Origin of the sequence: Arthrobacter sp. (genome assembly GCF_031179385.1) — a bacterium.
GTDB lineage: Bacteria > Actinomycetota > Actinomycetes > Actinomycetales > Micrococcaceae > Arthrobacter_D.
Map to the genome: position 1 here is coordinate 1 of NZ_JAPSHV010000011.1, position 24390 is coordinate 24390.

The window sequence follows — 24390 nt, forward strand, 5'->3', positions numbered from 1 at the left end:
AAGCGCAGCCGGTGAACGCGTGCTAGCGCTCGGAGCGCAGGTAATGAAGCTGCGCTGCCACCGACTGCTGCGCTGCGGAGCGCACTGAAGGATCGACCTCGGCGTATACATGGTCGGTGACGGAGCCGACGTCGGCATCATCAGCTGCCAGACCCAGCGCCACAAGCGCTGCCCGCACCTGATCAAGCCGCTCCAGCCTGTGCGTTCTATAGGCACGGACAACCTCGTCGAGATGCGGGAGCAAAGGGCCGTGGCCCGGCAGCACGCTGGCACTGCCCAGGGACTCGAGCGTGTCGAGAGACTGAAAATATTGGCCCAGGGTTCCATCCGGGTAGCTGAGGACCGTGGTGCCGTGTCCAAGAATCGTGTCGCCGGTCAGTACGGAACCGTCGGGGCCGTCGTCGGGTAAGTAGAAGCACACGGAATCTGCGGTGTGGCCCGGCGTGGCCATAACCCTGATTTCGACGCCGCCGGCGGTAACAATCTCGCCGTCATCGAGCGGATGGCCCCCGTGGCAATATCCGGGGTCGAGGGCGCGAACCGGCGCGCCGGTGATCTCGTGGAAGAGGGCGCTGGCCTCGGTGTGATCCCAGTGATGGTGGGTGATCAGCACCAGTTCCACGAGCCCGGCCGCTTGCAGGGCGGCTACATGGGTGTCGTCGGGCGGCCCCGGGTCAACCACAACCACGGCAGGTGAACCCGGCGCGGCGATGACATAGGAGTTGGTGCCGTCCAGGCTCATCGGTCCGGGGTTGGGCGCAAGGTGGTAGCGCGTAAGCGGGCTGCTCGGGGTCAGGCCGCCCTCTACAGGGGACACCGGTTAGCGGACTGTCTCTCGGATCTCGCCGAACGGAACCTCGGGGGAGACTTCCGCCTGGGTGTCGGGCCCGAGGTTCGTCGTGACCAGGACGCCGTGCTCGCCGCCGGCAATAGACTGCTTGAAAACGGGGATCAGGGCGGCGGCCGTGCTGTCGTCCAGCCCTGCAAGGTAGGCGCGGTAGGAATCGGGAAGCTCTGAGTAATCCGTCATGGTCCCCAAACTACGCCCGCGCGCGTCCCGCAACAACCGTCGGACCTCTTCGTCCGATACCTGCTCGAAGGCGCGGTAGGCGCTACCGACGGCGGGCAGGTTCGGCGCGGCCCACGGACTGACCAGCTCGTCGACGGCACTGCCCACTGTCACTGAGGCGCTGGACAGGAACACCGGTGCGGCGGCGACGATGCGCTTCACCCCGGCCTTTCGAAGAGCCGCTACGGCGGCGAGCATCGTGGCTCCGGTGGCAACGCCGTCGTCTACTATCACCACCGTCTTACCGGCCACGACCAGCGGCTCCATCCCCTCGCGGTACAGAGCTTCACGTCGCTGCAGTTCGGCGAATTCACGTTTCGCAACGGCTGCGAAGACGGCGTCGGCATCCCGTACCTGCTCCAGCACGCGCGGATTCCGGACCGTTTCGACGGCGCCGCCGATGGAGGCAAGGGCGCCCATCGCGAGCTCCGGGAACGAGGGGACCCCGACCTTGCGCACCATGACGACGTCGAGCCGTGCGCTGAGCGCTTCCGCCACCACTGCGGCGACCGGAACACCTCCTCGCGGAAGGGCGAGAATGAGCAGTCCATCGGCCTCGACCACCGGCATTAGCGCCGTGGCGAGGAGTCGACCGGCATCGGCTCGGTCGACGTATCGCTCTGGTTCTTCCTGAGTTCTCACCATCTTGGGCACCGGTCGGAAAGGAGGGTCTTTCATTCGAGCTTAGAGGATGATAAACCGGCAGTAGCCTTAGCAATTCGAGTCAGACGAAACCGAAACAACAGGAGAGAGGTACGTCATGGCAGAGCGGGGAAACACAACCCACGGTCCACAGGTGGACGACCAGATGAAACACGAGACACAGGGGCTGGTGCACAGTAACCATCCCACCCGTGCTGAGGACTGGCGTGAGACCGAAAGCGTGGACGACTCCGACGATACGGCCGAGGGCGATCAGCCCGTCTACGTGTCGCAAACCAACCAGGGCGAGGGAGCCGTCGTCGAGGACGGACTCACTCAATCGGTCGATGAAGCTGCCGGCAATGACGACGACGAGGAGGCGCAGTGACCAGCACCCTGCACATGCTCGCAGACCTCTACAGGAAGCCGGGTCCATGGGTGACCATTTACACGGATGCGAGTACCGGGACCGTTGATTCCCTCCACGCCGACGACGTCCGGCCGGACAATATTGCGACGGCGCTTGAGGAGGCGGGAGCGTCCAAGGAGGACCGCAAAGCGGTGGCTGAGGCCCTCCGCCAGTCTGCGAAAGGCATTCCGGATCCGGTGGCCCGGTTGCTCGTCGTCGCAAACGGCACGGTGGAGCTCGACGAGTTCCTGCCCGGCACCCTTGCACTGCCCGAGTTCACTTCGGTGAACGAAGTGCCGAACCTGTGTCCATTGCTTTGGCACCGTCCGGACGATTTCTCCTACGTAGTGGCCGAAGTAGGCCGCGACGGCGGCGAGATCCACCTTCGCCGCGCAGGTGGTCGGCAGGACGACGACATGACCCACATCGAGGGCGAGACCGAGAACCTCAAGAAGGTGCCAAGCGGTGGGTGGTCACAAGGACGCTACCAACATCGCACCGAGAATATCTGGAAGGCGAACGCCTCGGACATCGCCGGTGAGATCGACCGGATTGTCCGCAGCTGCCGGGCAAGGCTCCTCGTTGTCGCGGGTGACATCCGTGCCCGGAATCTGGTCGCGGAACAGCTGAGCGAACAGTCAAAGGAGATCCTCACCATCGTCGAAAGCCATAGCCGGACCGACGGTGCGGACAAGGGCGCCTACGCGCAGGAAATCGACAAACGAGTCGCGGAATGCATTGCGCGCAGGCAGGCGCAGTTGCTCGAGAGGCTCAACAACCAGAAGGCGCGGGCCAATCCCGAGTCAACGGAAGGCATCGGTTCGGTGGTGCACGCGCTGCAGCAGGCGCAGGTCGACACGCTGCTCCTCGAGACCGCCGGGCTGAACGGCCATCGGCTTCTTGCGCTGGGAGCAGAACCGTGGACCGCCGAGGTCGATGGGGAAACTGCAGGGTCACCCGTGCTCGGGGAGGTGCCGGCGCCGTCGTCGTTGTTGCGGGCGGCGGTACTCACCGACGCTGAGGTGGCACTCTTTCCTTCCGGCGCGCTCGACGGCGGACCAGTGGCTGCGCTGTTGCGCTGGCCGGTAGGGCCCACCGTTCCTTCCGCTCGCTGATGGGTGATCGGCTGGTAGCTGACGCTGTTGTCGAGCGGTTGACCGCCTGGGGAGTCGAGCGCGTGTTCGGCTACAGCGGGGACGGGATCAACCCGGTCCTGGGCGCGCTTCGGCGTGCCGGTGGGCCGGCCTTCGTTCAGGCTCGTCATGAGGAGAACGCAGCCTTCATGGCGGTGGGACACGCCAAGTACACAGGTGGAGTCGGCGTGATGCTCTCCACGCAGGGACCGGGTGCTGTTCACCTGCTCAACGGCCTGTACGACGCACGGATGGACAGCGTGCCCGTTGTCGCCCTGGTGGGGCAGCAGAGCCAGACGGTCCTCGGCTCGGCGTATCAGCAGGAGATCGACCTGCAGAGCCTGTTCAAGGATGTCGCCTCCGGTTTCCGCCAGCAGGTGAACAGCCCCGACCAGGCGCTCATGGTGATAGACCGGGCGTTCAAGGCGGCGCTCGCCACCCGCTCGCCCGCCGTCGTCATCCTGCCCCACGATGTGCAGCAGGAGCCCGCCCCGGAGCTGGAGCACGAGCACGGCGTCATCCCGTCCGCCCCGCTGTGGAGCCCAGGGAAGATGGTCCCGCAGGATCAGGACCTGCACGACGCCGCCGCCGTCCTGAATGCCGGATCGAAGCTCGCGCTGTTGGTTGGGCAGGGCGCACGGCTTGCGCAGGAGGAGGTGGTGGCGCTGGCCGAGAAGCTGGGTGCCGCCGTCGTGACCAGCCTGCTCGGTAAACCGTACGTGGACGAGGCGCTGCCGTACGCCGCAGGCACCATGGGACATCTGGGTACCAGCGCCAGTGGCTGGGTGATGGCCAACTGCGACACCCTGCTGATTGTCGGCTCGAATGATCCGTGGACCGAGTTCTACCCGCCGCCCGGTAAGGCCCGAGCGGTGCAGATCGACAATGACGCAAAGGCGATCGGCAACAGATACCCGGTGGAAGTGGCCGTGACCGGAGACGCCGCGGAGGCTCTCCGCGCTCTGCTGCCTCTGGTGAAGCATCGCACTGGTTGGCTGGCGGACGTCGAGCGCCATGTGGACGCCTGGCGGAGCCTTTCAGAGGCCCGGGCCTTCACCGCCGCGGATCCCGTGAACCCGGAGCGCGCTGTCCGGGAGCTGAACGGGCGCCTGCCGGATGATGCGCAGGTGGCTATCGACGTCGGCAGCTGCGTGTACTGGTACGCGCGCCAGCTGCATCTGCCTGCCGGCGTCCCCGCGCACCTGTCGAGTACCCTCGCAAGCATGGGGTGCGGTATCCCCTACGGTCTGGCGGCGAAGCTCGCGTCTCCTGACCGTCCGCTGGTGGTGCTGAGCGGCGACGGCGGCATGCAGATGACCGGAATGGCCGAGTTGATCACGGTCAGCAGGCTCTGGAAGAACTGGAAGAACCCGGTCTTCGCCATCTGCGTCCTCAACAACCGTGACCTCGCCGAAGTCAGCTGGGAGCAGCGTGAAACGGAAACCGAGCCGCGCTTCGATGACAGCCAGGACATTCCGGACGTGGACTACTCCGGCTACGCGCGGCTCCTCGGTCTGGATGGGGTGAGGGTGGAGAACCCTGACGACGTCGGTCCGGCCTGGGACCGTGCACTCTCCGCCGACCGGCCGTTTGTGCTCGACATCCGCACCGACGCTGACGTTCCGCTGCTTCCGCCGTTCCCCGGCGGGCAGGAGTTGGCCCAGTCGATGGAAAAGGCGCTGGAGACCGAGGGGAACAACCACGCCCTGGAGTTGCTGCGGGAGTACGTGCGGCTGGAAATCGAGGCTCAGCTCTAGCTCATCCAGAACGGGGTCATCCGGGCACGGGGGAGCGTCCCACCGAACGGGCGGATTCGGGGGGATAGTCCGGACTATCCCACGGAATCCACGAGTTCAGTGGGACCCGTCAAACCCGCTTACGTTTGTAGCTGCCGAACGTCAGCAGCAGACGGTGCGCCGTGATCACCAGCGCCAGCCAGGCGAGGCCCAGGGTCCACGCGACGGCAACGTCGGTCACCCAGTGGTGCCCGAGGTACACGCGGGTGGCGCCCATGATGAACGCGAAGGCGACGGCGCCGAGAACGGTCAGCGCCCGTGCGCGCTTCGAGTGCTGGCGCAGCACCAGCAAGTACGCCGTCACTCCCGCAATCACCACCGCATTCAACGTGTGGCCGCTGGGGAATGAGGGGGACACCTCGTAAGGCGGCACCGCGAACTGGAGGTCGGGCCGGAGCCGTCCGATCGCCTCCTTCCCCAGGACCGTCATCAACAGCGATCCGCCGGCAGCGGAGATCATGAGGAGGAACGGCGTGAAGGAGCGCCGCACCACGGTGAAGGCAAGTACCGCGCACGTTGCAAGGATGGGCATTCCCACCGGGCCCCCGAGGTGGGTGAACGCGGTTGCTGCGCCGTCGAGACCGGGGGACCGTAAGTCCACTGCCGCGTCGAGCGTCGGCTGGTCGAGCGCTGCGATTCCGTCGTCCTGGGCCACCGCCTCATACACCTCGGCAGAGGCGACCGTGAGCGACACCGCCGCGCCGATGCCGATGACCAGCATGATCACCAGTGTCCAGCGCGGTCCGATCCACTGGGCGACCGCCCTCACGCATGTGACCAGTAACCGGCCTACCGGTGTCGTCCACCGGGTGAGGTCGCGGGCGCCGACGTGACGGTCTTCGTTCTCCGGGTCCTGAAACGACATCTTCCGAGGTTAGCAACGCTGCCTGTTCTCTGCGTGGCCGTTCCGCGAGCGTAGGCTGGCCGCATGAATACACAAGCCCGGGACCTGCTGCGCGGGCTGCCCGTCTTCCCCGAGCAGATGCGTCCGTTCGATCCCGGCACCGCGCCGGCTTCACCGGTGGATCTGTTCACGGAGTGGTTGAGCGCCGCGATCGACGACGGTGTACCCGCCCCGCACGCAGTCACCCTGTCAACAACCGACGACGACGGACGCCCGGACGCCCGGGTGGTCATTCTCCGCGACCTCGACGAGAACGGATTCTCCTTTGCTACGAGCAGCGAGAGCCCGAAGGGGCGCCAGCTTCGGGAAACCCCCTATGCCGCACTGACCTTTTTCTGGCAGGCGGCGGGCCGGCAGGTGCGGGTCAGTGGTCCGGTGACGCCGGGCACGGCGGAGGAGAACGACGCCGACTTCCGCCGTCGTCATCCCACTGCACGCGCGCTCGTGCTCGCCGGCGGGCAGAGCGAGGTCATTCCCGAGGGGGAATCGGTGAGCGCCGCCGTCGAGCGGGAACTGGCGGGGATTGAGGGCAAGGGATCGGCGACGTGGACCGTCTACACCGTCGCCCCGGAGCGGCTGGAGTTCTGGCAGGCCGATGCGGAGCGTCGCCATACCCGCCTTCGCTACGTCCGCGACGGAGAGGGCTGGCGGCGCGACGTTCTCTGGCCCTAGTCCTAGTGGCCGAAGGAGTCGGAATCGGTGATGTCATCGTCGCCGGTGTCCAACGCCGACAGTGACTCCACCTCTTCCTGCTCCAGCTCGAAGCCGAACAAATTGATGTTCTGCTTGATGCGGAGCGGGTTCGCGGACTTTGGAATTGCGATCAGACCCAGCTGGAGGTGCCAGCGCAGCACGATCTGAGCGGGCGTCATGCCGTACTTGTCCGCGAGACGGTCCACGGCTGGATCCTGCAGGAGGGCGCCGCCCTTGCCCAGCGGGCTCCATGACTCCGTGATGATGCCGTGCTCGGCATGGAAGGCCCGCGACTCGGAACGGGTATGCCGGGGGTCGAGCTGGATCTGGTTGACGTCCGGTACCAAGCCCTCGTCGAGGACGCGCTGCAGGTGGGCGGGCTTGAAGTTTGAGACGCCGATGGCCCTGATCAAACCGTCCTCGCGGAGCGCGGCAAGGCCTTTGACAGCCTCGACGTACAGGTCCTGGTCCGGGTTGGGCCAGTGCACCAGCAGCAGGTCAATGTAGTCCACGCCCAGGCGGGCTGCGCTCTCCTCGTATGCTTTGCGGACGCCGTCGACGCTGTGCCATTGCTTGTTGAACTTGGTGGTGATGAAGACCTGCTCGCGGTCAATTCCAGACCTGCGGATACCCTCGCCGACCCCGGCTTCATTCCCGTAGTTCTCCGCAGTGTCGAACAAGCGGTAACCGGCGGATACGGCCTGCTCGACGGCGTCTGCTGCCTCCTCATCGTTGAGCGGCCAGGTGCCGAGTCCGAGCGCCGGAATGGACACTCCGCTCAGGAGTCCGATGGTTGGGGCCGCTGCGTCAGTCATAGTTCTCCTCGTATGGGTATGGGTATGGGTATGGGTCTTGGTCTGCCTTCTGCCCAGCCTTCTAGTTGGGCAGGGTGTGCGTCAATCCGTGACCAAGTGATCGGGTCCGGAATGGTGGTGCGAAACGGACCGGGCGGGCAGACTGGGACGGTGAGTCAAGGCCGGACCTCGTGGGTGCTGCACGTCGACCTGGATCAGTTCATCGCCGCGGTCGAGGTACTGCGACGGCCCGAGCTGGCGGGAAAACCGGTCATCGTCGGCGGCCGGGGTGATCCCACGGAGCGAGCGGTCGTCTCGACGGCGTCGTATGAAGCACGTGCATTCGGCGTCGGTTCCGGAATGCCGCTGCGCATCGCGGCCCGGAAGGTACCGGATGCCGTGATCCTGCCCGTGGATCACGAGGCGTACCTCGAAGCGTCAGAAGCGGTGATGGCCACGCTCCGCGCGCAGCCGGGCGCAACCGTACAGGTGCTGGGCTGGGACGAAGCCTTCGTTGGAGTGGAGGCGGGGGACCCGGAGGCATACGCCCGACGCCTGCGTGAAGCGGTGCTCGAGAACACCCGCCTTTCCAGCAGTGTGGGGATCGGCGACACCCTTGTGCGCGCGAAGGTTGCGACGGGCTTCGCGAAGCCTGCGGGGGTCTTTCGCCTGACCGAAGGCAACTGGCTCGAGGTGATGGGCGAGCGGCCGACGATCGACCTCTGGGGTGTGGGGCCGAAGGTGTCCCGCCGGCTTGCTGCGCACGGGATCGTCACCGTTGCCCAACTCGCAGCGTGTAATCCCGCCGATCTGGTCCCGGAGTTCGGTCCGAAGATGGGTCCGTGGTACGCACAGCTGGGACGCGGTGACGGCGAAACCGTGGTCGATGACACTCCCTGGGTTGCCCGCGGACACAGCCGGGAAACGACGTATCAGCAGGATCTCACCGCCCCCGCGCAGGTGGATGACGCCGTCAGGGAACTCGTGGCGCGGGTTCTCGAGGACGTTATCGCCGAAGGGCGCCCGGTGGTCGGTCTGACGCTGAAGGTCCGGTACGCGCCGTTCTTCACCAAGACCTATGCGAAGCGGATACCTGAGACGTTCGACCGCGAGGTGGTGCTGGACCGCGCTCTGGAGCTCGTCGGCAAGATTGAGCAGGGGCGGCCTGTGCGGCTTCTTGGTTTCCGGGCGGAAATGTCGATGCCGGAGGAAGCGCGGAAGGGGCACACTCCGACGCGCAGCGGGTGGTGAGAGCGCCGTCGTACTTCTGGGTTCCGCCCCGAAGCGCAAGCTCCCCGGATGCGGGCGCAACCGGGGAGCCTAGGGGCGAGCTGTTCAGCGCCTGACAGCTAGGAAACCGTCACCGGTTCCTTGCGGCCCGATACGCCGCGGACGGCCTCGTCGAACTCGGCCTCGATCTCCGCGTTCGGCTTCCAGGTCATCCGGCTGACCACGACGGCGACAAGCAGGTTGGCGAAGAACGCCGGGACGATCTCGTACATGGTGTCGGCGAGCGGTGAATTGCCCCAGACAAAGACAATCACAGCGCCAACGATCATTCCTGCCAGTGCGCCCGGCATGGTCAGCTTCTTCCAGAACAGCGAAAGCAGCACGGCTGGACCGAACGACGCACCGAAGCCTGCCCAGGCGAAGGCCACCAGAGCGAGGATCGACTCGTTACGGCCAGAGGCCAGCATCATGGCGACGACGGCAACAACCAGCACGCCGAGGCGGCCAAGCATGACGCCCTGCTTCGCGTTCAGAGTCTTCTTGGACACCATGTTGTGCAGGTCCTCGACCAGCGCCGAGGAGCACACGACCAGCTGTGACGAGATGGTGCTCATGATCGCTGCAAGCACTGCCGCCAGGACGACGCCGGCAACGAACGGGTGGAAGAACGCCTGTGACAGCGACAGGAAGACAGCCTCCGGATCCTGAAGGGTCAGGTCCGGGTTCTGCTGGAAGTATGCGATGCCGACCAGGGCGGTGGCAACGGCGCCGAGGACCGTGAGGACCATCCAACTGATACCGATCCGGCGTCCTGCCCTGGCGTCACGGGGGCTCCGCATCGCCATGAAACGGACGATGATGTGCGGCTGGCCGAAGTAGCCCAGACCCCAGGCCGCGGCGGAAATAACGGCGAGGATTGAACCGCCCGCGAAGAAGCTCAACAGGGACGGATCGACCGCGCTGATGGACTCGGTCATGCCCGTGAAACCGCCCACACTAACCAGTCCCATGATCGGGACGAGGAGCAGTGCGACAAGCATGAGGAGACCCTGCGCCACATCGGTGTAGGTAGCACCCATGAAGCCGCCGAACAGGGTGTAGAGGATGGTGACCGCCGCTACGAGGATCATGCCGAGGGTATAGCTGGAGTTGAAGGATGACTCGAAGAAGACGCCTCCGGCCACCATGCCGGAGGAGACGTAGAACGTGAAAAAGACCAGGATGATTACGCCCGAAACCACACGAAGAACGCGGGAGCGGTCCTTGAGCCGGTTCTCGAGGAAGCTCGGCACCGTGATCGAGTTATTCGACACCTCGGTGTAGCTTCGCAACCGTGGCGCGACGAACTTCCAGTTGAGCCAGGCGCCTACGGTCAGACCGATGGCGATCCAGATCTCGACCAGGCCGGATAGGTAGATCGCCCCGGGAAGCCCGAGCAGCAGCCAGCCGGACATATCGGAGGCTCCCGCACTGAGTGCGGCGACGCCCGGAGTGAGCCCGCGGCCGGCGAGCATGTAGTCGTCGAGATCGGATGTTCGCCGGTAGGCGTACCAGCCGATCCCCAGCATGGCGAGCATGTAAAGCGCCATGGCCAGGTACTGCCAGATCTGGTCAGTCATTGGTCAGATTCACATCTTCCTTGGAGTTGGCTGTGTGCAGCGGCCCACTATTCCAAGGGGTCGTCCAGTTTGGCCAATAAGGTGAACTGGCTCACAGAGTCTCCGGGCGGCAACCGCTCGAACGATGTTACTCACGGGTAATATGGAGCGATGCACCTGATCTTCCGGACTCTCTGGCTCCTCATCGCCTCCCGTCGACGCAAGGCAGTAAGCATCTGGGACCCGGCATCCCTGCCGCTGCGGGTTCAGCTCACGGACATTGATATAGCAATGCACGTCAACAACGGCATGTACCTCTCGCTGATGGATCTGGGGCGCTTCGACCTGATGATCCGGAGCGGCTTTTGGAAGGTCATGCGTCAGAAGGGCTGGAGCCCGGTGGTGAACGCGGAGACCATCACATTCCGGAAGTCCCTGCAGCTTGGCCACCGCTACACCATCGAAACCCGGATCGTCGGTTTCGATGAGCGCGCAATTTACTTCGATCAGCGCATGGTGCGCGACGACGAGGTCTACGCACGCGCCTATGTCGCCACGCGCTTACTCGGCTCAAAGGGACCCGTTCCAAATGCCGACATCTTCGAAGCGTTCGGATACCCGCCTGAGGATATGGTCCTTCCGGAATGGCTCCACGAATGGCGCTCGAACACCGCGCTTCCCAGCACTCGCAGGCCTGCGCCGCACGAATGGGTGCGCTAGGTATCGGCGCGGGTCGAGGGCGTCAGCCTCCGTTGAGGACTGCGCTCGCGACGACGAAGATCACGAAACCGAGAATCACTACGGCGATGCCGGCCATCATTACGTAGCTGACTTTCTTTTGGCCCTTCGGGGTGAGCTCGCCGTCGTCGATGGAGGGCTGCTTGTCCGGAGTCTCATTCATCAGGTGTCCTCAAGGTCGGCTTCGGCTGTCGTTCCATCGTAAGAAGTCCAGGATGAAAAGGAAAGGAAGCTTACTACCTCACCGGTAGCGGCGATGCAGGTCTTCCGCACTCAACGATGCTCCGGACGGTTCCGCACCGTTCGCCTCCGCAATCCACGGCCCTGTTCCGTCCGACTGGTCGAGGACGCCTTCCTCCAGCCATTCGTACCGGCCGTCCAGAACCCTTCCTGCGAGCCGGGAATCGGCGTTGTCTGTGTTACTCCACAGGTCGGTGAAAAGCTGCTCGATCCTCAACCGGGATTGCCGGCAGAACACGTCGGCGAGTTCGCCTGCCTCCTGACGCCCCTGTCCCTCCAGGTGTTTGGCGTGTGAGCAGGTTGCAGCCATTGCGAAGAGCTCCGCCCCGATGTCCACGATCCTGCCGAGGAATACCTGCCGGTGCTCGAGCTTCGCCTGCCATCGGGCCATACCGAGGAAGGTGTGACGGGCCAGGCGTCGGGATGCCCGCTCGACGAAGCGCACGTGGCCGGCGAGCCGGCCGAAGTCGGAATATGAGCGCGGGGACATGCCCGGCCCTGCCAACAGGTGCGGCAACCAGCCGGCATAGAAACTGCTGGCGCCGGCTGCCGCCTTTGCTTTTGCCCTCAGATCAGCGTCCGACGACGCAAGGTCGCCTGCCGCCGCGAGGTGGGCATCGACGGCCTCCCGTGCGATGAGAAGGTGCATGATTTCAGAGGACCCTTCAAAGATCCGGTTGATCCGCAGATCCCGGAGCTGCTGTTCAGCCGGCACGGCCCGCTCCCCGCGGGCTTTGAGGGACGCAGCAGTCTCATACCCGCGACCTCCCCTGATCTGCACCAGTTCATCGGCGATGCGGTAGGCCATCTCACTGGACCAGAGTTTCGCCAGCGCCGCTTCGATGCGAACGTCTTTCTGGCCCGAGTCAGCCAGCGCGGCTGAGAGCTCGAAAACGGATTCGAGGGCGAACGCCGTGGCCGCAATGAAGGAGATCTTCTGGGCGACCGCCTCATGTTTTCCGATCGGGCGGCCCCACTGCACGCGGGCATTCGACCACTGCCTGGCGATCTTGAGCGACCATTTCCCTGTTGCCGCACAGTTCGCGGGAATGGAGAGCCGGCCGGTATTGAGGGTTGTCAGGGCGATTTTCAGACCCTGGCCCTCTCTGCCCAGGCGGCTAGCCGCTGGAATCCGGACATTTTCGAAGCGGGTGACGCCGTTCTCGATTCCACGCAGCCCCATGAACGCGTTGCGGTGCGTCACCGTGATGCCAGGTGTGTCCGCTTCGACCACGAAGGCAGAGATACCACCCGGTCCACCGCTGTGAGGTGGCACCTTCGCCATCACCACTACCAGTTCGGCGATCACTCCGTTGGTGGTCCAGAGCTTGCTGCCGTTCAGGATGTAGGTGCCGTCGTCGTCGTCGGTATAGGTGGCGGTAGCGTTCATGCGGGCGGGGTCCGAGCCGACGTCGGGTTCGGTGAGGAGGAAGGCGGAGACCGCGCCGGACGCGCAGCGGGGAAGGTATTCGCGCTTCTGTTCCGGCGTGCCGAACATGCGGACCGGCTCCGGGACCCCGATCGACTGGTGTGCCGACACCAGTGCGCCGATGCTGGGGTGAACGGATGAGAGGAGCATCAGGGCTCGCCCGTAGTAGGTCAGCGAGAGGCCCAGGCCACCGAATTCCTTGGGAATTTTGATGCCGAAAACTCCGACGGAGGCCAGGTCGCGAAGGTATTCGTCCGGGATCAGCGACTCCTTCTCAATCCGTTGTCCCTCCATGGTGGCCAAAACCGAGGTAAGGCGGGAGAGGAACTGTTCGCCGTCGTCGTTCTCGGTGTAGGTGGAGGATGGCAAGGGGTGGATGAGGGAGATGTCGCAACGGCCCAGATAGAGGCCTTTCGCGAAGCTCGGCCGGTTCCATTCCGTCTCGCGGGCGGACTCGGCCACCTCCCGGGAAGTGCGCTCGTTGACGTTCTCCTGAAGTGCCTCGGCGCTCATGGCAGCCCCCTTCATTGGCAGGCTCCGCCAGCCGGAACCCGGCCATGGACTAATGCTACTCCCGAGTAGGAAAACGGAATCCTAGCGTCACAAAAAGAGTTATTAGAACGAGCCTTATGATTTCCCAAGGAATGCCCAAGGAGCGCGACGCACCCTTTCTGCAACCGAAGCTGATAGTAAGCAAGGTTTCGGTCTCACAAAGGGAGCTCTGAAATGTCCAATTCTCATTACGCGGTTGATCCACCGAAGGGACGCCGCACCCAACCCAAGAAGGTCACCGCCTCTGTCCTCACAAGCGTCATGTTGGTCGCAGCGCTTGCACCCCTGGCAGCCTCGCCCGCCCAGGCGGCCACCGCTGCTACCGGCCCCGTCAGTACGCTGCACGGTTATCCCGAATGGTTCGATGACGGGACCATCAAGCTTGCGCTCTGCTATGAAGCAGGCCGCGGTTGCCTGTCCGAGCCGCCTAATCCGGAACTGCCTGCCGCCTACCCGGACAACTTCCCGGACGAATCCTTCTGGTTCCAAGCCTCTGCGCAAGTGGGCACGCTGGGATCATACGAAGCTGCCCTCGAGGCGGCGCACGCCAACGAAGCAGTCATTCCCGGTGATCAAATCGGGTTCGGCCGGCTGAGGTTCCGCTTCGAAGGGCTTACCGCAGGACAGGTCTACACGATCACGCACCCCTACGGAACCCACCAGTTCACGGCTACGGCCGCCCCGGGTGGCGGTGGCGAGATCAATGCCACGATCGATAATGGTTGCCTTGAGACTCCCTGTGACTGGAACAGGGTTGGCGCAGCGTTCCTGGGCGACTTCGCCGTAGGGAGCACCGCGACATTCCTGCGACAGACCACGGCACCGGCGGGAACCATCGGTGATATCAACACGGCTCGCACAGTCACGGGTGCGCCGTCGGGAAACAACAGCGTTTCGATCGTCGGCCCCGGTGTTAACCAGTCGACGAACCTGTTCACGGTTCAGGGTCTGATCGCCGACGTTGTCGACGGAGCGCCATCGACGCCGAATCTTGATGACCTGAGCGACACCGGTCGCTCCAACGCCGACAACATCACCAACGACACCACGCCGACCTTCTCGGGCACGGCCACGGCAGGAGCCACTGTCGAGCTCGTCGTCAATGGGGTAGGTACAGGTGTTACCGCCGTAGCTTCGGCAACCGGCGCCTACACCTTGACTCCCACGACGGCGCTTACCAGCGGTGCCTACAGGGTTCAGGCCCGTGTCGTGACCGACGCGACCACGGGCGCAGTAGCTACTTCGGGAACCCTGCAGATGACGGTGGACACTGCCGCTCCTCTGGCCCCGACGTTCCAGAGCACGCCGTCGAACCCGACTGCAAGTAATACGCCGTCCTTCACGTTCAGTGGTGAGGCCTCGGCCACGTTGGAGTGCCAGTTGCTGCCGACGAACTCGGTCTGGCGTGCATGCACTTCGCCTCATTCCTACGACGCCCAGGTGAACGGTACCTACACGTTCAACGTGCGGGCCACCGACACCGCCGGCAACGTGAGCGCGAACGGTTCGTACACGTGGCAGATCGGCACCGCAACGACCCCTCCGCCTCCGGCCACCACCGCACGGCAGAAGGACATGAACGGCGACGGCCGGCCCGACCTCGTGGCACGCGACGGCGCAGGCACCCTGTGGATGTACCCATCCACGTCAGCCGGCGGCTTCGGCACCCGGATCCAGATGGGTACCGGCTGGGGCATCATGAACACCATCCTGCAACCCGGTGACCTGAACAATGACGGACGCTCCGACGTCCTGGCCCGCGATACCTCGGGACGGCTCTGGCTCTACACCGGAACCGGCACCGGCAGGATCAACGCCGGCGTCCAGATCGCCACGGGGACCAACTGGGGTGCTTTCAACTCCTTCGTCACCCCGGGTGACTTCAACGGCGACCGCCGGGCTGACCTTCTGGTCCGCGACGCCGCCGGCGCACTCTTCCTCTACCCAGGAAACGGTGCGAGCGGCTTCGGCACACGCACCCAACCGGGCAGCGGCTGGGGAGGGTTCACCTCCTTGGTCAGCACGGGTGACTTCAGTGGTGATGGCCGCTCAGACGTCATCGCCCGTAACTCCGCCGGAACACTGTTCCTCTACCGGGGATCGGGGACCGGCACCTTCAGCGGATCTGCCCAGATCGGAACCGGTTGGAACGGCTTCCACCTGATTGGCCCGGGTGCCTGGGGCACCGCTGACACCCGCGCCGACGTTGTCGCCAGGGACAGTGCCGGAGCCCTCTGGCTCTACCGCGGCAGCGGCACCGGAACATTCTCCGGAACCCGCACGCAAATCGGTACCGGCTGGGGCGCATTCACCATCGCCCAGTAAGGCACGCCGGCCATCTAGATAGCCGATGGCCCCTTTCCACTCCGGTGGGAGGGGGCCATCGACGTGCAGGGCGGGCCTCCGCGCGAACCTACCGGCGAGTAGGGATGCGGAATCCTACCCTGTCGCCTCACCGGACGGGGCCGAATTTCCCAAACCCCAAGAATTGTCCAAGGAGGACGGAGCACCCTGAAAAACACCGAAGCCGACAGTAAGCGGTTTTTGGTTTCGAACGAGGGAGCTCTGAAATGTCCAACCATCCATACGCGGTGGACCCACCGACGGGCCGCCGCACACTTCGCCTCACATCATCTGTTCTCACCGGCGCGCTGCTCATCACAGCACTCGCGCCCTTTGCCGCCGCACCCGCCCAGGCTGCCACCGCCGCAACCGGCCCCATCAGCACTCTGCACGGCTACCCTGAGTGGTACGACGACGGCACCATCAAACTGGCACTGTGCTACGAAGCAGGCCGTGGTTGCCTGTCCGAGCCGCCTAATCCCGAGCTGCCGGTGTCCTACCCCGACAATTTCCCGGACGAGTCCTTCTGGTTCGCCGCATCTGCCGACGTCGGCACGCTTGGTTCGTACGAAGCTGCCCTTGAGGCTGCCCACGCCAACGACGCTGTGGTCCCCGGCGACCAGATCGGTTTCGGCCGGCTGCGCTTCCGATTCGAAGGGCTTCAGGCCAACGGTTCCTATACCTTCACGCACCCCTACGGCGTTCACACCTTCACCGCTGACGGGGAAGGTGTCATCAACGAGACGATCGACGACGGCTGCGCCGATACACCCTGTAACTGGGAGGCAGTCGGCCAGGCATTCCTGGGAGACTACGCCGTCGGTACAACCGCGACGTTCCTGAGGCAGACCACCGCTCCGGCGGGAACCATCGGTGACATCAACACCGCCCGTACAGTCACGGGTGCGCCGTCGGGAAACAACAGCGTTTCGATCGTCGGCCCCGGTGTTAATCAGTCGACGAATCTGTTCACGGTTCAGGGTCTCATCGCCGACGTCGTGGACGGGGCACCGTCTACCCCCGACCTGGATACACTGAGCGACTCCGGCCGCTCCAACGCCGACAACATCACCAACGACACCACGCCGACTTTCTCTGGCACGGCCACGGCAGGAGCCACTGTCGAGCTCGTCGTCAACGGTGTAGGCACAGGTGTTACCGCTGTAGCTTCGGCAACCGGCGCGTACACCCTGACTCCTACGACGGCGCTTACCAGCGGTGCCTACAGGGTTCAGGCCCGCGTCGTGACCGACGCGACCACGGGGGCAGTAGCCACCTCGGGAACCCTGCAGATGACGGTGGATACTGCCGCTCCGGCGGCGCCGACGTTCCAGAGCACGCCGTCGAATCCGAGCGCGGACACTACTCCGTCGTTTACGTTCAGCGGTGAGGCATCCGCGAACTTTGAGTGCCAGTTGCTGCCCAGTAACGCTACGTGGCGTGCTTGCACCTCCCCGCACACGTACGACCAACAGCTTGCAGGTGACTACACCTTCAACGTCCGGGCCACCGACGTTGCCGGAAATGTAAGCGCCAACGGTTCGTACACCTGGCGGATCGGAACAACCACCACGCCACCTGCCGGCACAGCTGAGCAGAAGGATATGAACGGGGACGGTAATCCTGACCTCGTCGCACGCGATTCCAGCGGCAATCTGTACCTTTACCCCTCAACTGCCGCAGGCGGTTTTGGAACCCGGATTCTGATCGGCACGGGTTGGGGTGCGATGAACGCCATTCTGCAGCCGGGGGACTTCAGCGGTGACGGACGCTCGGACGTCATTGCCCGGGATACCTCCGGACGGCTCTGGCTTTACACCGGAACCGGCACCGGCAGGATCAACGCCGGCACCCAAATCGGCACCGGTTGGGGCGGCATGACCGCGCTGGTCACGCCGGGTGATTTCAACGGGGACCGTAGGGCAGACCTGCTGGCCCGCAGTAGCACAGGCGCACTCTTCCTCTACCCAGGAAACGGTGCGAGCGGCTTCGGCACCCGCACCCAGCCCGGTTCGGGATGGGGCGGCTTCACGGCCATCCTCAGCACTGGTGATTTCAGCGGCGACGGGCGGTCCGACGTCATCGCCCGTAACTCCAACGGCGCACTGTTCCTCTACCGGGGATCGGGGACCGGCACCTTCAGCGGTTCGGCCCAGATCGGAACCGGTTGGAACGGCTTCACCATTGTGGGTCCCGGAGCGTGGGGAACCGCCAACACGACCAGTGACCTGGTAGCCCGCGACAGCACCGGCAGGCTTTACGTCTACAACGGCAGCGGCACCGGCGGCTTCGCCGGAGCCCGTACCCAGATCGGCACAGGCTGGGGAGGCTTCACCATCGCCCCATAACCGCCGAAAAACACAGTTGAATACCGTGTCGATCCCCTCCCGTTCAGGCGGGAGGGGATCGACATGTGCAAGCACGAAGGCCGCCAAGCCAATAGATTAGGAAGATGGCTGAGCTCACACCCCTGGCGCAACTGGCAGAGAAGCACCACATCGGAACCACATTCAAGGGATGGGACGGAACTCCGCAAACGGTGAGCGACGCCACCCTCATCGCGGTCCTCACCGCTTTGGGCGTTCCCTGCGCGGATGACGACGACGTCGCCTCCTCCCTCCGTGCCGCCGAAGCGGCGCCGTGGCTCAGTACGCTGCCCGCCGCCGTCGTGATTCGCCAGGGCGACCCCACCACGGTGGCCGTTAATGTCGAGCCGGGTGCCGCACCCTCCCTCCGATTGGAGCTTGAGGACGGCAACCACTTGCCGTTGACCCCGGAAGCGGCGCAGGAGAAGGAGGTGGCCGACAAGACCATCAGCCGCTTCGAGGTGAAGATCCCGCTCGACCTGCCACTGGGGTGGCATACGCTCCTTGCGAACGATGGGTCGACCGACAGCAGCTGCACCGTCGTCGTGACGCCACGCAAGCTCAGCACCGCCGATCGCCTCAGCCGAACGTGGGGGCTCATGGCGCAGCTGTACTCCGTGCGGTCCCGGTCGTCGTGGGGGATCGGTGACCTCGACGATCTTGCTCGGCTGGCCGAGATCTCCGCTGACAAGGGTGCCGGATTCGTGCTGATCAACCCGCTGCACGCGGCGCAGCCCAAACCGCCGGTGGAGGCGTCCCCTTACCTGCCGAGCACGCGCCGTTTCTTCAACCCCATCTACCTGCGTGTGGAGAACATTCCCGAATTCAAGAAGCTTACTGACACCGACTCGGACACGGTCCGCGAGCTGGCATCCCGTTTCAAGGATGCAAACCAGAATGCGGAAGTCATAGAGCGGGATCCCAGTTACGCCGCCAAGCTGGAGGCGCTGGAACGCCTTTTCGCCGTACGGCGCACGCCTGAGCGGGAGGACGCATTTCGGCAATTCCGGAAGGAGGCCGGGCCGGGGCTCGAGAATTTCGCCCTGTGGTCGGCCCTCGCCGAAATCCTGCCCGAAGGGGCGCCTCAATGGGATGACCCGGAGTTCCTCGAGGCCCAGCGTTCCAACCTTGCCGACCGCATCGAGTTTCACGCCTGGCTCCAGTGGCTCTGCGACCAGCAGTTGGAGGAAGCCCAGCGGGCGGCAATCAACGCCGGAATGAACCTTGGAATCATGCACGACCTGGCGGTGGGCGTTCACCCCGCCGGCGCCGATGCCTGGACGCTGCGCGACGTGCTGGCCTCCGGTATCAGCGTCGGTGCCCCGCCTGACATGTTCAACCAGCAGGGCCAGGACTGGGCACAACCCCCGTGGCACCCGGAACGGCTTGCTGAATCCGGGTACGCGCCCTACCGGGACATGCTGCGCACCATCCTCCGGCACGCGGGCGGAATCCGGATCGACCATATCCTCGGTCTCTTCCGGTTGTGGTGGATTCCGCAAGGGTCCATGCCCGGGGACGGCGCCTACGTTTACTACGACCATAAGGCGCTCATCGGAATCCTTGCGCTGGAGGCAGAACGGGCCGGCGCCGTCGTCGTCGGTGAGGACCTTGGCGTGTTCGAGCCGGGCGTCCAGGAGTACCTGGCTGAGCGTGGCGTGCTCGGCACGTCGATCCTGTGGTTTGAGTACGACGACGATGAGCCCCGCCCTGCGGAGCAGTACCGGACGGCGTGCCTCACCACGGTCACCACGCACGACCTGCCGCCGACTGCCGGGTACCTGGCCCACCGCCACGTTGAGCTGCGCGAACAGCTCGGACTGTTGAGCCGGCCGGTGCAGGAGGAGAAAGCTGCAGACCGGGAAACGCAGGAACAGGTACTCTCCCTTGTGCGATCCACTACGGGGACTGCGCCTGCCACGGTTCAGGAGACGGTGGAAGCGATGCACTCCTTCATCGCCCGGACGCCTTCCGTACTGCTCGGCGTGGCGCTGACGGACGCCGTCGGCGAGGAGCGCACCCAGAACCAGCCGGGAACCACCGCAGAGCAGTATCCCAACTGGCAGGTCCCGCTGGCGGGACCGGACGGCGTCGTGCTGGTTGAAGACCTGCCGAAGCTGGCCCGGTTCGACGCGCTGGTCCGGGCAATCGGGGACTAACAACGCATACCGTTCATCGCATCACGATGACCGTTCACCGCTCGACGGCGATACTTGCCCCGGGCAATGTGTGACCTACTGCACAATGTTCTGTGGTGGGGGCCGAGCGGACGATGACGTCCAACATATAGAGAAGGGGCATTTCGTCCATGAGCTGGCTTGACAGGGAACACACCATCGCCCCACCCGGATACAACCGCTGGCTGATTCCGCCGGCGGCACTTGCCGTGCACCTGTGCATCGGCCAGGCATACGCCACCAGCGTCTACAAGACGGCGCTCGTGGAACACTTCGACGCAAGCCTGACCCAGATCGGTCTGATCTTCTCCATCGCCATAGTGATGCTCGGCCTGTCCGCCGCCGTCATGGGCACCTGGGTGGACACGAACGGACCGCGCAAGGCCATGTTCACCTCGGCAATGTTCTGGGTGAGCGGTTTCCTGGTGGGTGCGCTTGGCATTTTCACCAACCAACTGTGGCTGGTGTATCTCGGCTACGGCGTCATCGGCGGAATCGGTCTCGGTATCGGCTACATCTCGCCCGTGTCCACGCTGATCAAGTGGTTCCCGGACCGTCCGGGACTGGCCACCGGAATGGCGATCATGGGGTTCGGCGGTGGCGCGCTGATTGCCAGCCCGCTGTCCACCCAGCTGCTCAAAATGTATGACCCGAACTCGGGCAGCGAAGGATGGGTTGCCAGCGGCGACGCGGTGGGGATGCTCTTCGTGACCCTCGCAGTGATCTATCTGATCTACATGGTGTTCGGTGCTTTCACTATCAAGGTCCCCGCCGCCGACTGGCGTCCCGACGGCTTCGACCCGAGCACGCTGAAATCGAAGCCACTTGTCACCACTGACAACGTCTCGGCCAAGAACTCCATCCGCACCAAGCAGTTCTGGCTCGTTTGGGTTGTGCTCTTCTGCAACGTGACGGCGGGTATCGGCATTCTTGAGCAGGCTGCACCGATGATCCAGGACTTCTTCCGCCAGCCCGACGGACTCAGCGCTGTTTCGGTGGCGGTGGCCGGGGGCTTCGTTGGCCTGCTGTCCATCGGAAACATGGTTGGACGCTTCGTCTGGTCAAGCACCTCGGACCACATCGGACGCAAGCGCATCTACATGGTCTACCTCGGCGTCGGTGCCGTCCTCTACACGGTGCTGGCCCTCGCAGGCGCTTCAACCACGATCCTCTACGTGCTGCTCGCGTTCGTGATCATCTCCTTCTACGGCGGCGGTTTTGCCACCGTCCCCGCGTACCTTCGCGACCTGTTCGGCACATTCCAGGTGGGCGCCATTCACGGCCGACTGCTGACGGCCTGGTCCGCAGCCGGCATCGCCGGACCCCTGATCGTCAACGGGTTCCTCGACGCACGCGGAACGCCCGGACAGTTGGTTGCTGCGGATTACCAGCCCGCCCTGTTGACCATGGTTGGCCTGCTGATTGTCGGTTTCACCGCAAACCTGCTGATTAGGCCTGTGGATTCCCGCTTCCACGAACCAAAGAAGACCACCGAACCTGCGATGGAGGCATGAGATGGAAATGACCAAGGCTCGTCTGACTGTTGTCTGGGCGCTGGTGGCAGTGCCGCTCGCCTATGGAATCTTCCAGACCCTCACGCGGGTGGCCGCGCTTTTCACGGGATAGTCGCCAGCCCGTTCTACATCAGCGAGAGCACGAACGCGAGGACAAACCCTGCGGCAGTGGCAAGTGCCACTGCGGGTCCGCCGTGTTCATAGGCCTCCGGCATGAGGGTGTCAGCAAGCGACGCGATGACGGCTCCGGCGGCGAAAGCGAGTGGAAGCGAGATCGTCTCCGGGTCGGCGCCGGAGAGCGGTCCGGCACCGATAATGACGGCGATCACAAGCAGGACCGCACACGCCGTCCAGAGTCCGAGAATGCGGCCCTTCGGCATCCCCTGGCTCCGCATGGAGGCCGAGCCCACCAGCGACTCGGGTAGGTTCGAGACGAAAATAGCTGCGAGGAGCGCGAGTCCGCCGCTGCCTTCACCGAGAGCGACACCGAGCGCCACGTTCTCCGGCACGCCGTCGAGCGTGACAGCTGCAAGGAGGGCCAGACCGGCAGCGCCGCGCGCAGAGGTGCTGGAAGGCTTCTTCTCCTGGGCAGCGGCGTCCGTGTCGAGCTTGGGGCTGCCCTCGTACTCGTCCGCCGGAATATCCTGGTCGCCCGGCTGAGCCCACTTGTCGAGCAGTGCGCTCAGGACGGTGAAGACAACCGCGCCCGCAAAGAGGCCCACAGCAGCGAGAACGAGCCCGCCATGCTCATAGGCATCCAGGAAGAGTTCGAAGGCGAGCGCGGTAATGAGCGACCCTGCGGCGAAAGCCAGCAGGATCGCCAGGATCCGCTTCGGCAGCTCGAACCGGATACCGATCAGCGAACCGATGATCAGCGGCGTCGAAGCCACCAGACCGAAAAGCAGGGAGGTACCCATGCCGGAAGTATAAGCCTTGCGCGGGATTCGTCGATTGGTTGCAGGATCATCGGGTATGAACGACGATCCTCCAACCGATCGACGATTATGCCGAGTGGAGCAGTCGGATCAGACGCTTGCGGTGAGCTCCGCCGTCGGGATGGCTTCCTTCGCCGGGAACGACGGCGCGTGCACGCCTGCCATTTCCTCCATGACGCGCACAACCTGGCAGCTGTAACCGAACTCGTTGTCATACCAGACGTAGAGGACCAGGTTCTTGTCGTTGCAGATGGTGGCGAGGCCGTCAACGGTGCCGGAGCGGCGTGAACCAACGAAGTCGGTTGATACGACGTCGGGGGAGTCGATGTAGTCCAGCTGCTTGCGGAGGTCAGAGTGTAGCGACATCTCGCGGAGGTAGTCGTTGACATCGTCCTTCGTGGACGCGTCCTCCAGCGAGAGATTCAGGATAGCGATCGACACGTCCGGGGTAGGTACGCGGATTGAGCTGCCGGTGAGCTTGCCCTGCAGTTCCGGCAGCGCCTTCGCAACAGCCTTTGCGGCACCCGTCTCGGTGATGACCATGTTGAGGGCTGCGGAGCGCCCGCGGCGGTCGCCCTTGTGAAAGTTGTCGATCAGGTTCTGGTCATTGGTGAAGGAGTGGACGGTTTCGACGTGCCCGTGCACGACACCGAACTCATCGTTGATCGCTTTGAGCACCGGCGTGATGGCGTTGGTGGTGCAGGACGCCGCGGTTACGATCCGGTCGTCAGCGGTGATGTCCGTGTGGTTGATGCCGTGGACGATGTTCTTGAGCGCGCCCTTGCCCGGCGCAGTCAGCAGAACCTTCGCAACGCCCTTGCTCTGGAGGTGCTGGCTGAGCCCCTCCTCGTCACGCCAGCGCCCGGTGTTGTCCACGACCAGCGCGTCCTTGATGCCGTACTGCGTGTAGTCGATGGTGGACGGATCATTGGAGTAGATGACCTGGATGCGCACGCCGTTGGCGGTGATGGTGTTGGTTGCCTCATCCACCTGGATGCTGCCCTCGAAGGAGCCATGCACCGAATCACGGCGCAGCAGGCTGCCGCGCTTCATGAGATCGTTCTCGGCACCCTTGCGCACCACGATCGCACGCAGGCACAGCCCGTGCCCGCCGCCGGCCTTCTCAATCAACAGCCGAGCAACCAGGCGGCCGATGCGCCCAAAACCATAGAGAACGACGTCGGTGCTCGTCCGCTCGTCGGCGCCGCGCTTGCCCACGACGTCGGCCAGTTCCTCACGGAGGAACTCTTCCAGGGTAGGACTGCCGGCCTCCTCCTGAATCAACCTGTACTTCTGGCTGAGGCGGGCGACGTCGATGGATGCGGCACCAAGGTCCAGGTCCGCGAGGGTGCGCAGCAGAGGCGCGGTCTCTTCGAGGAGCAGCTCTTCCTTGCTCATGCGGCGGGCGAAACGGTGCGCCTTCAGGATGCCCATGGTGGACTTGTTGATGAGGCTGCGCCCGTGGATGCTGGTGACCACGTTGTTCTCACGGTAGAGGCGGCCGATGACGGGAATCATCCCCTCGGCGAGTGCCTCCCGGCTCATCCAGGTGTCGCGGGTGACTGAAGGGTTGTGATCCACGATGATCAGGTCCTCTCTCTCACCGGATTGTCCGGCGTTGCCGCTCCTCCGAGAAAGAAAGGGCGGCTGATTTTGTTGGTCTGTTGCCGTGCAGATCCGGTCGACATCGACGTCGGGCGGTGCGGCACGGTGATGCTGCAAGGATATCCGCCGCTACCTGCCGCAGATAACTCCTCAGGCCCATCTGTGACCAACGGCATAAGCCCCGAAAAGGCCGGAACGCCTCTACGGACATCTCATCCGAAGG

At 64.4% G+C, this 24390-nt stretch carries 19 protein-coding genes; 10 read left to right on the forward strand and 9 right to left on the reverse strand.

Annotated features, from left to right (window positions below; translation table 11 throughout):
* Nucleotides 1-22 precede the first annotated feature (22 nt).
* Both RIF85_RS03425 and RIF85_RS03430 read right to left on the reverse strand, forming a co-directional pair.
* Entirely contained in the window at nt 23-817 is a 795-nt protein-coding gene (locus RIF85_RS03425) for an MBL fold metallo-hydrolase (protein ID WP_309070510.1), read from the reverse strand.
* A gap of 3 nt (nt 818-820) precedes the next feature.
* Nucleotides 821-1714: a phosphoribosyltransferase family protein gene (locus RIF85_RS03430; protein WP_309070511.1), complete on the reverse strand. Its 894-nt coding sequence runs from the start codon at nt 1712-1714 to the stop codon at nt 821-823.
* Nucleotides 1715-1829: 115 nt separating this feature from the next.
* On the opposite strand from RIF85_RS03430, the gene RIF85_RS03435 reads away from it, so the two are divergent.
* The 3 genes from RIF85_RS03435 to RIF85_RS03445 are packed head-to-tail and all read left to right on the forward strand — an operon-like array spanning nt 1830 to nt 5010.
* Nucleotides 1830-2099: a hypothetical protein gene (locus RIF85_RS03435; RefSeq protein WP_309070512.1), complete on the forward strand. Its 270-nt coding sequence runs from the start codon at nt 1830-1832 to the stop codon at nt 2097-2099.
* Complete coding sequence (locus RIF85_RS03440; protein ID WP_309070513.1) at nt 2096-3235, forward strand: Vms1/Ankzf1 family peptidyl-tRNA hydrolase; 1140 nt, start codon at nt 2096-2098, stop codon at nt 3233-3235. Before RIF85_RS03435 ends, RIF85_RS03440 begins: the two co-directional genes overlap by 4 nt.
* Nucleotides 3235-5010 (forward strand): thiamine pyrophosphate-requiring protein, encoded by a 1776-nt coding sequence (locus RIF85_RS03445; protein WP_309070514.1) that lies wholly within the window; start codon nt 3235-3237, stop codon nt 5008-5010. Before RIF85_RS03440 ends, RIF85_RS03445 begins: the two co-directional genes overlap by 1 nt.
* A 109-nt stretch (nt 5011-5119) precedes the next feature.
* Here the strand turns inward: RIF85_RS03445 and RIF85_RS03450 are convergent, their stop codons facing one another.
* Complete coding sequence (locus RIF85_RS03450) at nt 5120-5914, reverse strand: phosphatase PAP2 family protein (protein ID WP_309070515.1); 795 nt, start codon at nt 5912-5914, stop codon at nt 5120-5122.
* A 63-nt stretch (nt 5915-5977) separates the two neighbouring features.
* Between RIF85_RS03450 and RIF85_RS03455 the strand changes: the two genes are divergently transcribed.
* Nucleotides 5978-6625, forward strand: coding sequence for a pyridoxal 5'-phosphate synthase (locus RIF85_RS03455; protein ID WP_309070516.1), 648 nt, complete (start codon nt 5978-5980; stop codon nt 6623-6625).
* A 2-nt stretch (nt 6626-6627) separates the two neighbouring features.
* Here RIF85_RS03455 and RIF85_RS03460 read toward each other — a convergent pair whose 3' ends face one another.
* On the reverse strand, nt 6628-7461 hold the full coding sequence (locus RIF85_RS03460; protein ID WP_309070517.1) for an aldo/keto reductase: 834 nt from the start codon (nt 7459-7461) through the stop codon (nt 6628-6630).
* Nucleotides 7462-7635: 174 nt separating this feature from the next.
* On the opposite strand from RIF85_RS03460, the gene RIF85_RS03465 reads away from it, so the two are divergent.
* On the forward strand, nt 7636-8691 hold the full coding sequence (locus RIF85_RS03465; protein WP_309070543.1) for a DNA polymerase IV: 1056 nt from the start codon (nt 7636-7638) through the stop codon (nt 8689-8691).
* 98 nt (nt 8692-8789) lie between these two features.
* Here RIF85_RS03465 and putP read toward each other — a convergent pair whose 3' ends face one another.
* The gene (gene putP / locus RIF85_RS03470) at nt 8790-10289 is read right to left on the reverse strand and encodes a sodium/proline symporter PutP (RefSeq protein WP_309070518.1); all 1500 of its coding nucleotides are present in this window, start codon (nt 10287-10289) and stop codon (nt 8790-8792) included.
* 150 nt (nt 10290-10439) lie between these two features.
* On the opposite strand from putP, the gene RIF85_RS03475 reads away from it, so the two are divergent.
* On the forward strand, nt 10440-10988 hold the full coding sequence (locus RIF85_RS03475) for an acyl-CoA thioesterase (protein WP_309070519.1): 549 nt from the start codon (nt 10440-10442) through the stop codon (nt 10986-10988).
* Between the two features lie 22 nt (nt 10989-11010).
* Here the strand turns inward: RIF85_RS03475 and RIF85_RS03480 are convergent, their stop codons facing one another.
* Together RIF85_RS03480 and RIF85_RS03485 are read right to left on the reverse strand one after the other, a co-directional pair.
* Nucleotides 11011-11169: a hypothetical protein gene (locus RIF85_RS03480; protein WP_309070520.1), complete on the reverse strand. Its 159-nt coding sequence runs from the start codon at nt 11167-11169 to the stop codon at nt 11011-11013.
* A gap of 78 nt (nt 11170-11247) precedes the next feature.
* Nucleotides 11248-13188: an acyl-CoA dehydrogenase family protein gene (locus RIF85_RS03485; RefSeq protein ID WP_309070521.1), complete on the reverse strand. Its 1941-nt coding sequence runs from the start codon at nt 13186-13188 to the stop codon at nt 11248-11250.
* A 213-nt stretch (nt 13189-13401) separates the two neighbouring features.
* Here RIF85_RS03485 and RIF85_RS03490 point away from each other — a divergent pair, with 213 nt between their 5' ends.
* The 4 genes from RIF85_RS03490 (at nt 13402) to RIF85_RS03505 (ending at nt 21627) form a co-directional block, all read left to right on the forward strand.
* Nucleotides 13402-15552, forward strand: a complete 2151-nt coding sequence (locus RIF85_RS03490) for an FG-GAP-like repeat-containing protein (protein ID WP_309070522.1) — start codon at nt 13402-13404, stop codon at nt 15550-15552.
* A 1016-nt stretch (nt 15553-16568) separates the two neighbouring features.
* Entirely contained in the window at nt 16569-17918 is a 1350-nt protein-coding gene (locus RIF85_RS15920) for an FG-GAP-like repeat-containing protein (RefSeq protein ID WP_375164826.1), read from the forward strand.
* Between the two features lie 104 nt (nt 17919-18022).
* On the forward strand, nt 18023-20095 hold the full coding sequence (gene malQ / locus RIF85_RS03500; protein ID WP_309070524.1) for a 4-alpha-glucanotransferase: 2073 nt from the start codon (nt 18023-18025) through the stop codon (nt 20093-20095).
* A 149-nt stretch (nt 20096-20244) separates the two neighbouring features.
* Entirely contained in the window at nt 20245-21627 is a 1383-nt protein-coding gene (locus RIF85_RS03505) for an OFA family MFS transporter (protein WP_309070525.1), read from the forward strand.
* Nucleotides 21628-21752: 125 nt separating this feature from the next.
* Here the strand turns inward: RIF85_RS03505 and RIF85_RS03510 are convergent, their stop codons facing one another.
* On the reverse strand, nt 21753-22544 hold the full coding sequence (locus RIF85_RS03510; RefSeq protein ID WP_309070526.1) for a ZIP family metal transporter: 792 nt from the start codon (nt 22542-22544) through the stop codon (nt 21753-21755).
* Nucleotides 22545-22652: 108 nt separating this feature from the next.
* On the reverse strand, nt 22653-24143 hold the full coding sequence (locus tag RIF85_RS03515; RefSeq protein ID WP_309070527.1) for a glyceraldehyde-3-phosphate dehydrogenase: 1491 nt from the start codon (nt 24141-24143) through the stop codon (nt 22653-22655).
* Between the last annotated feature and the right edge of the window lie 247 nt (nt 24144-24390).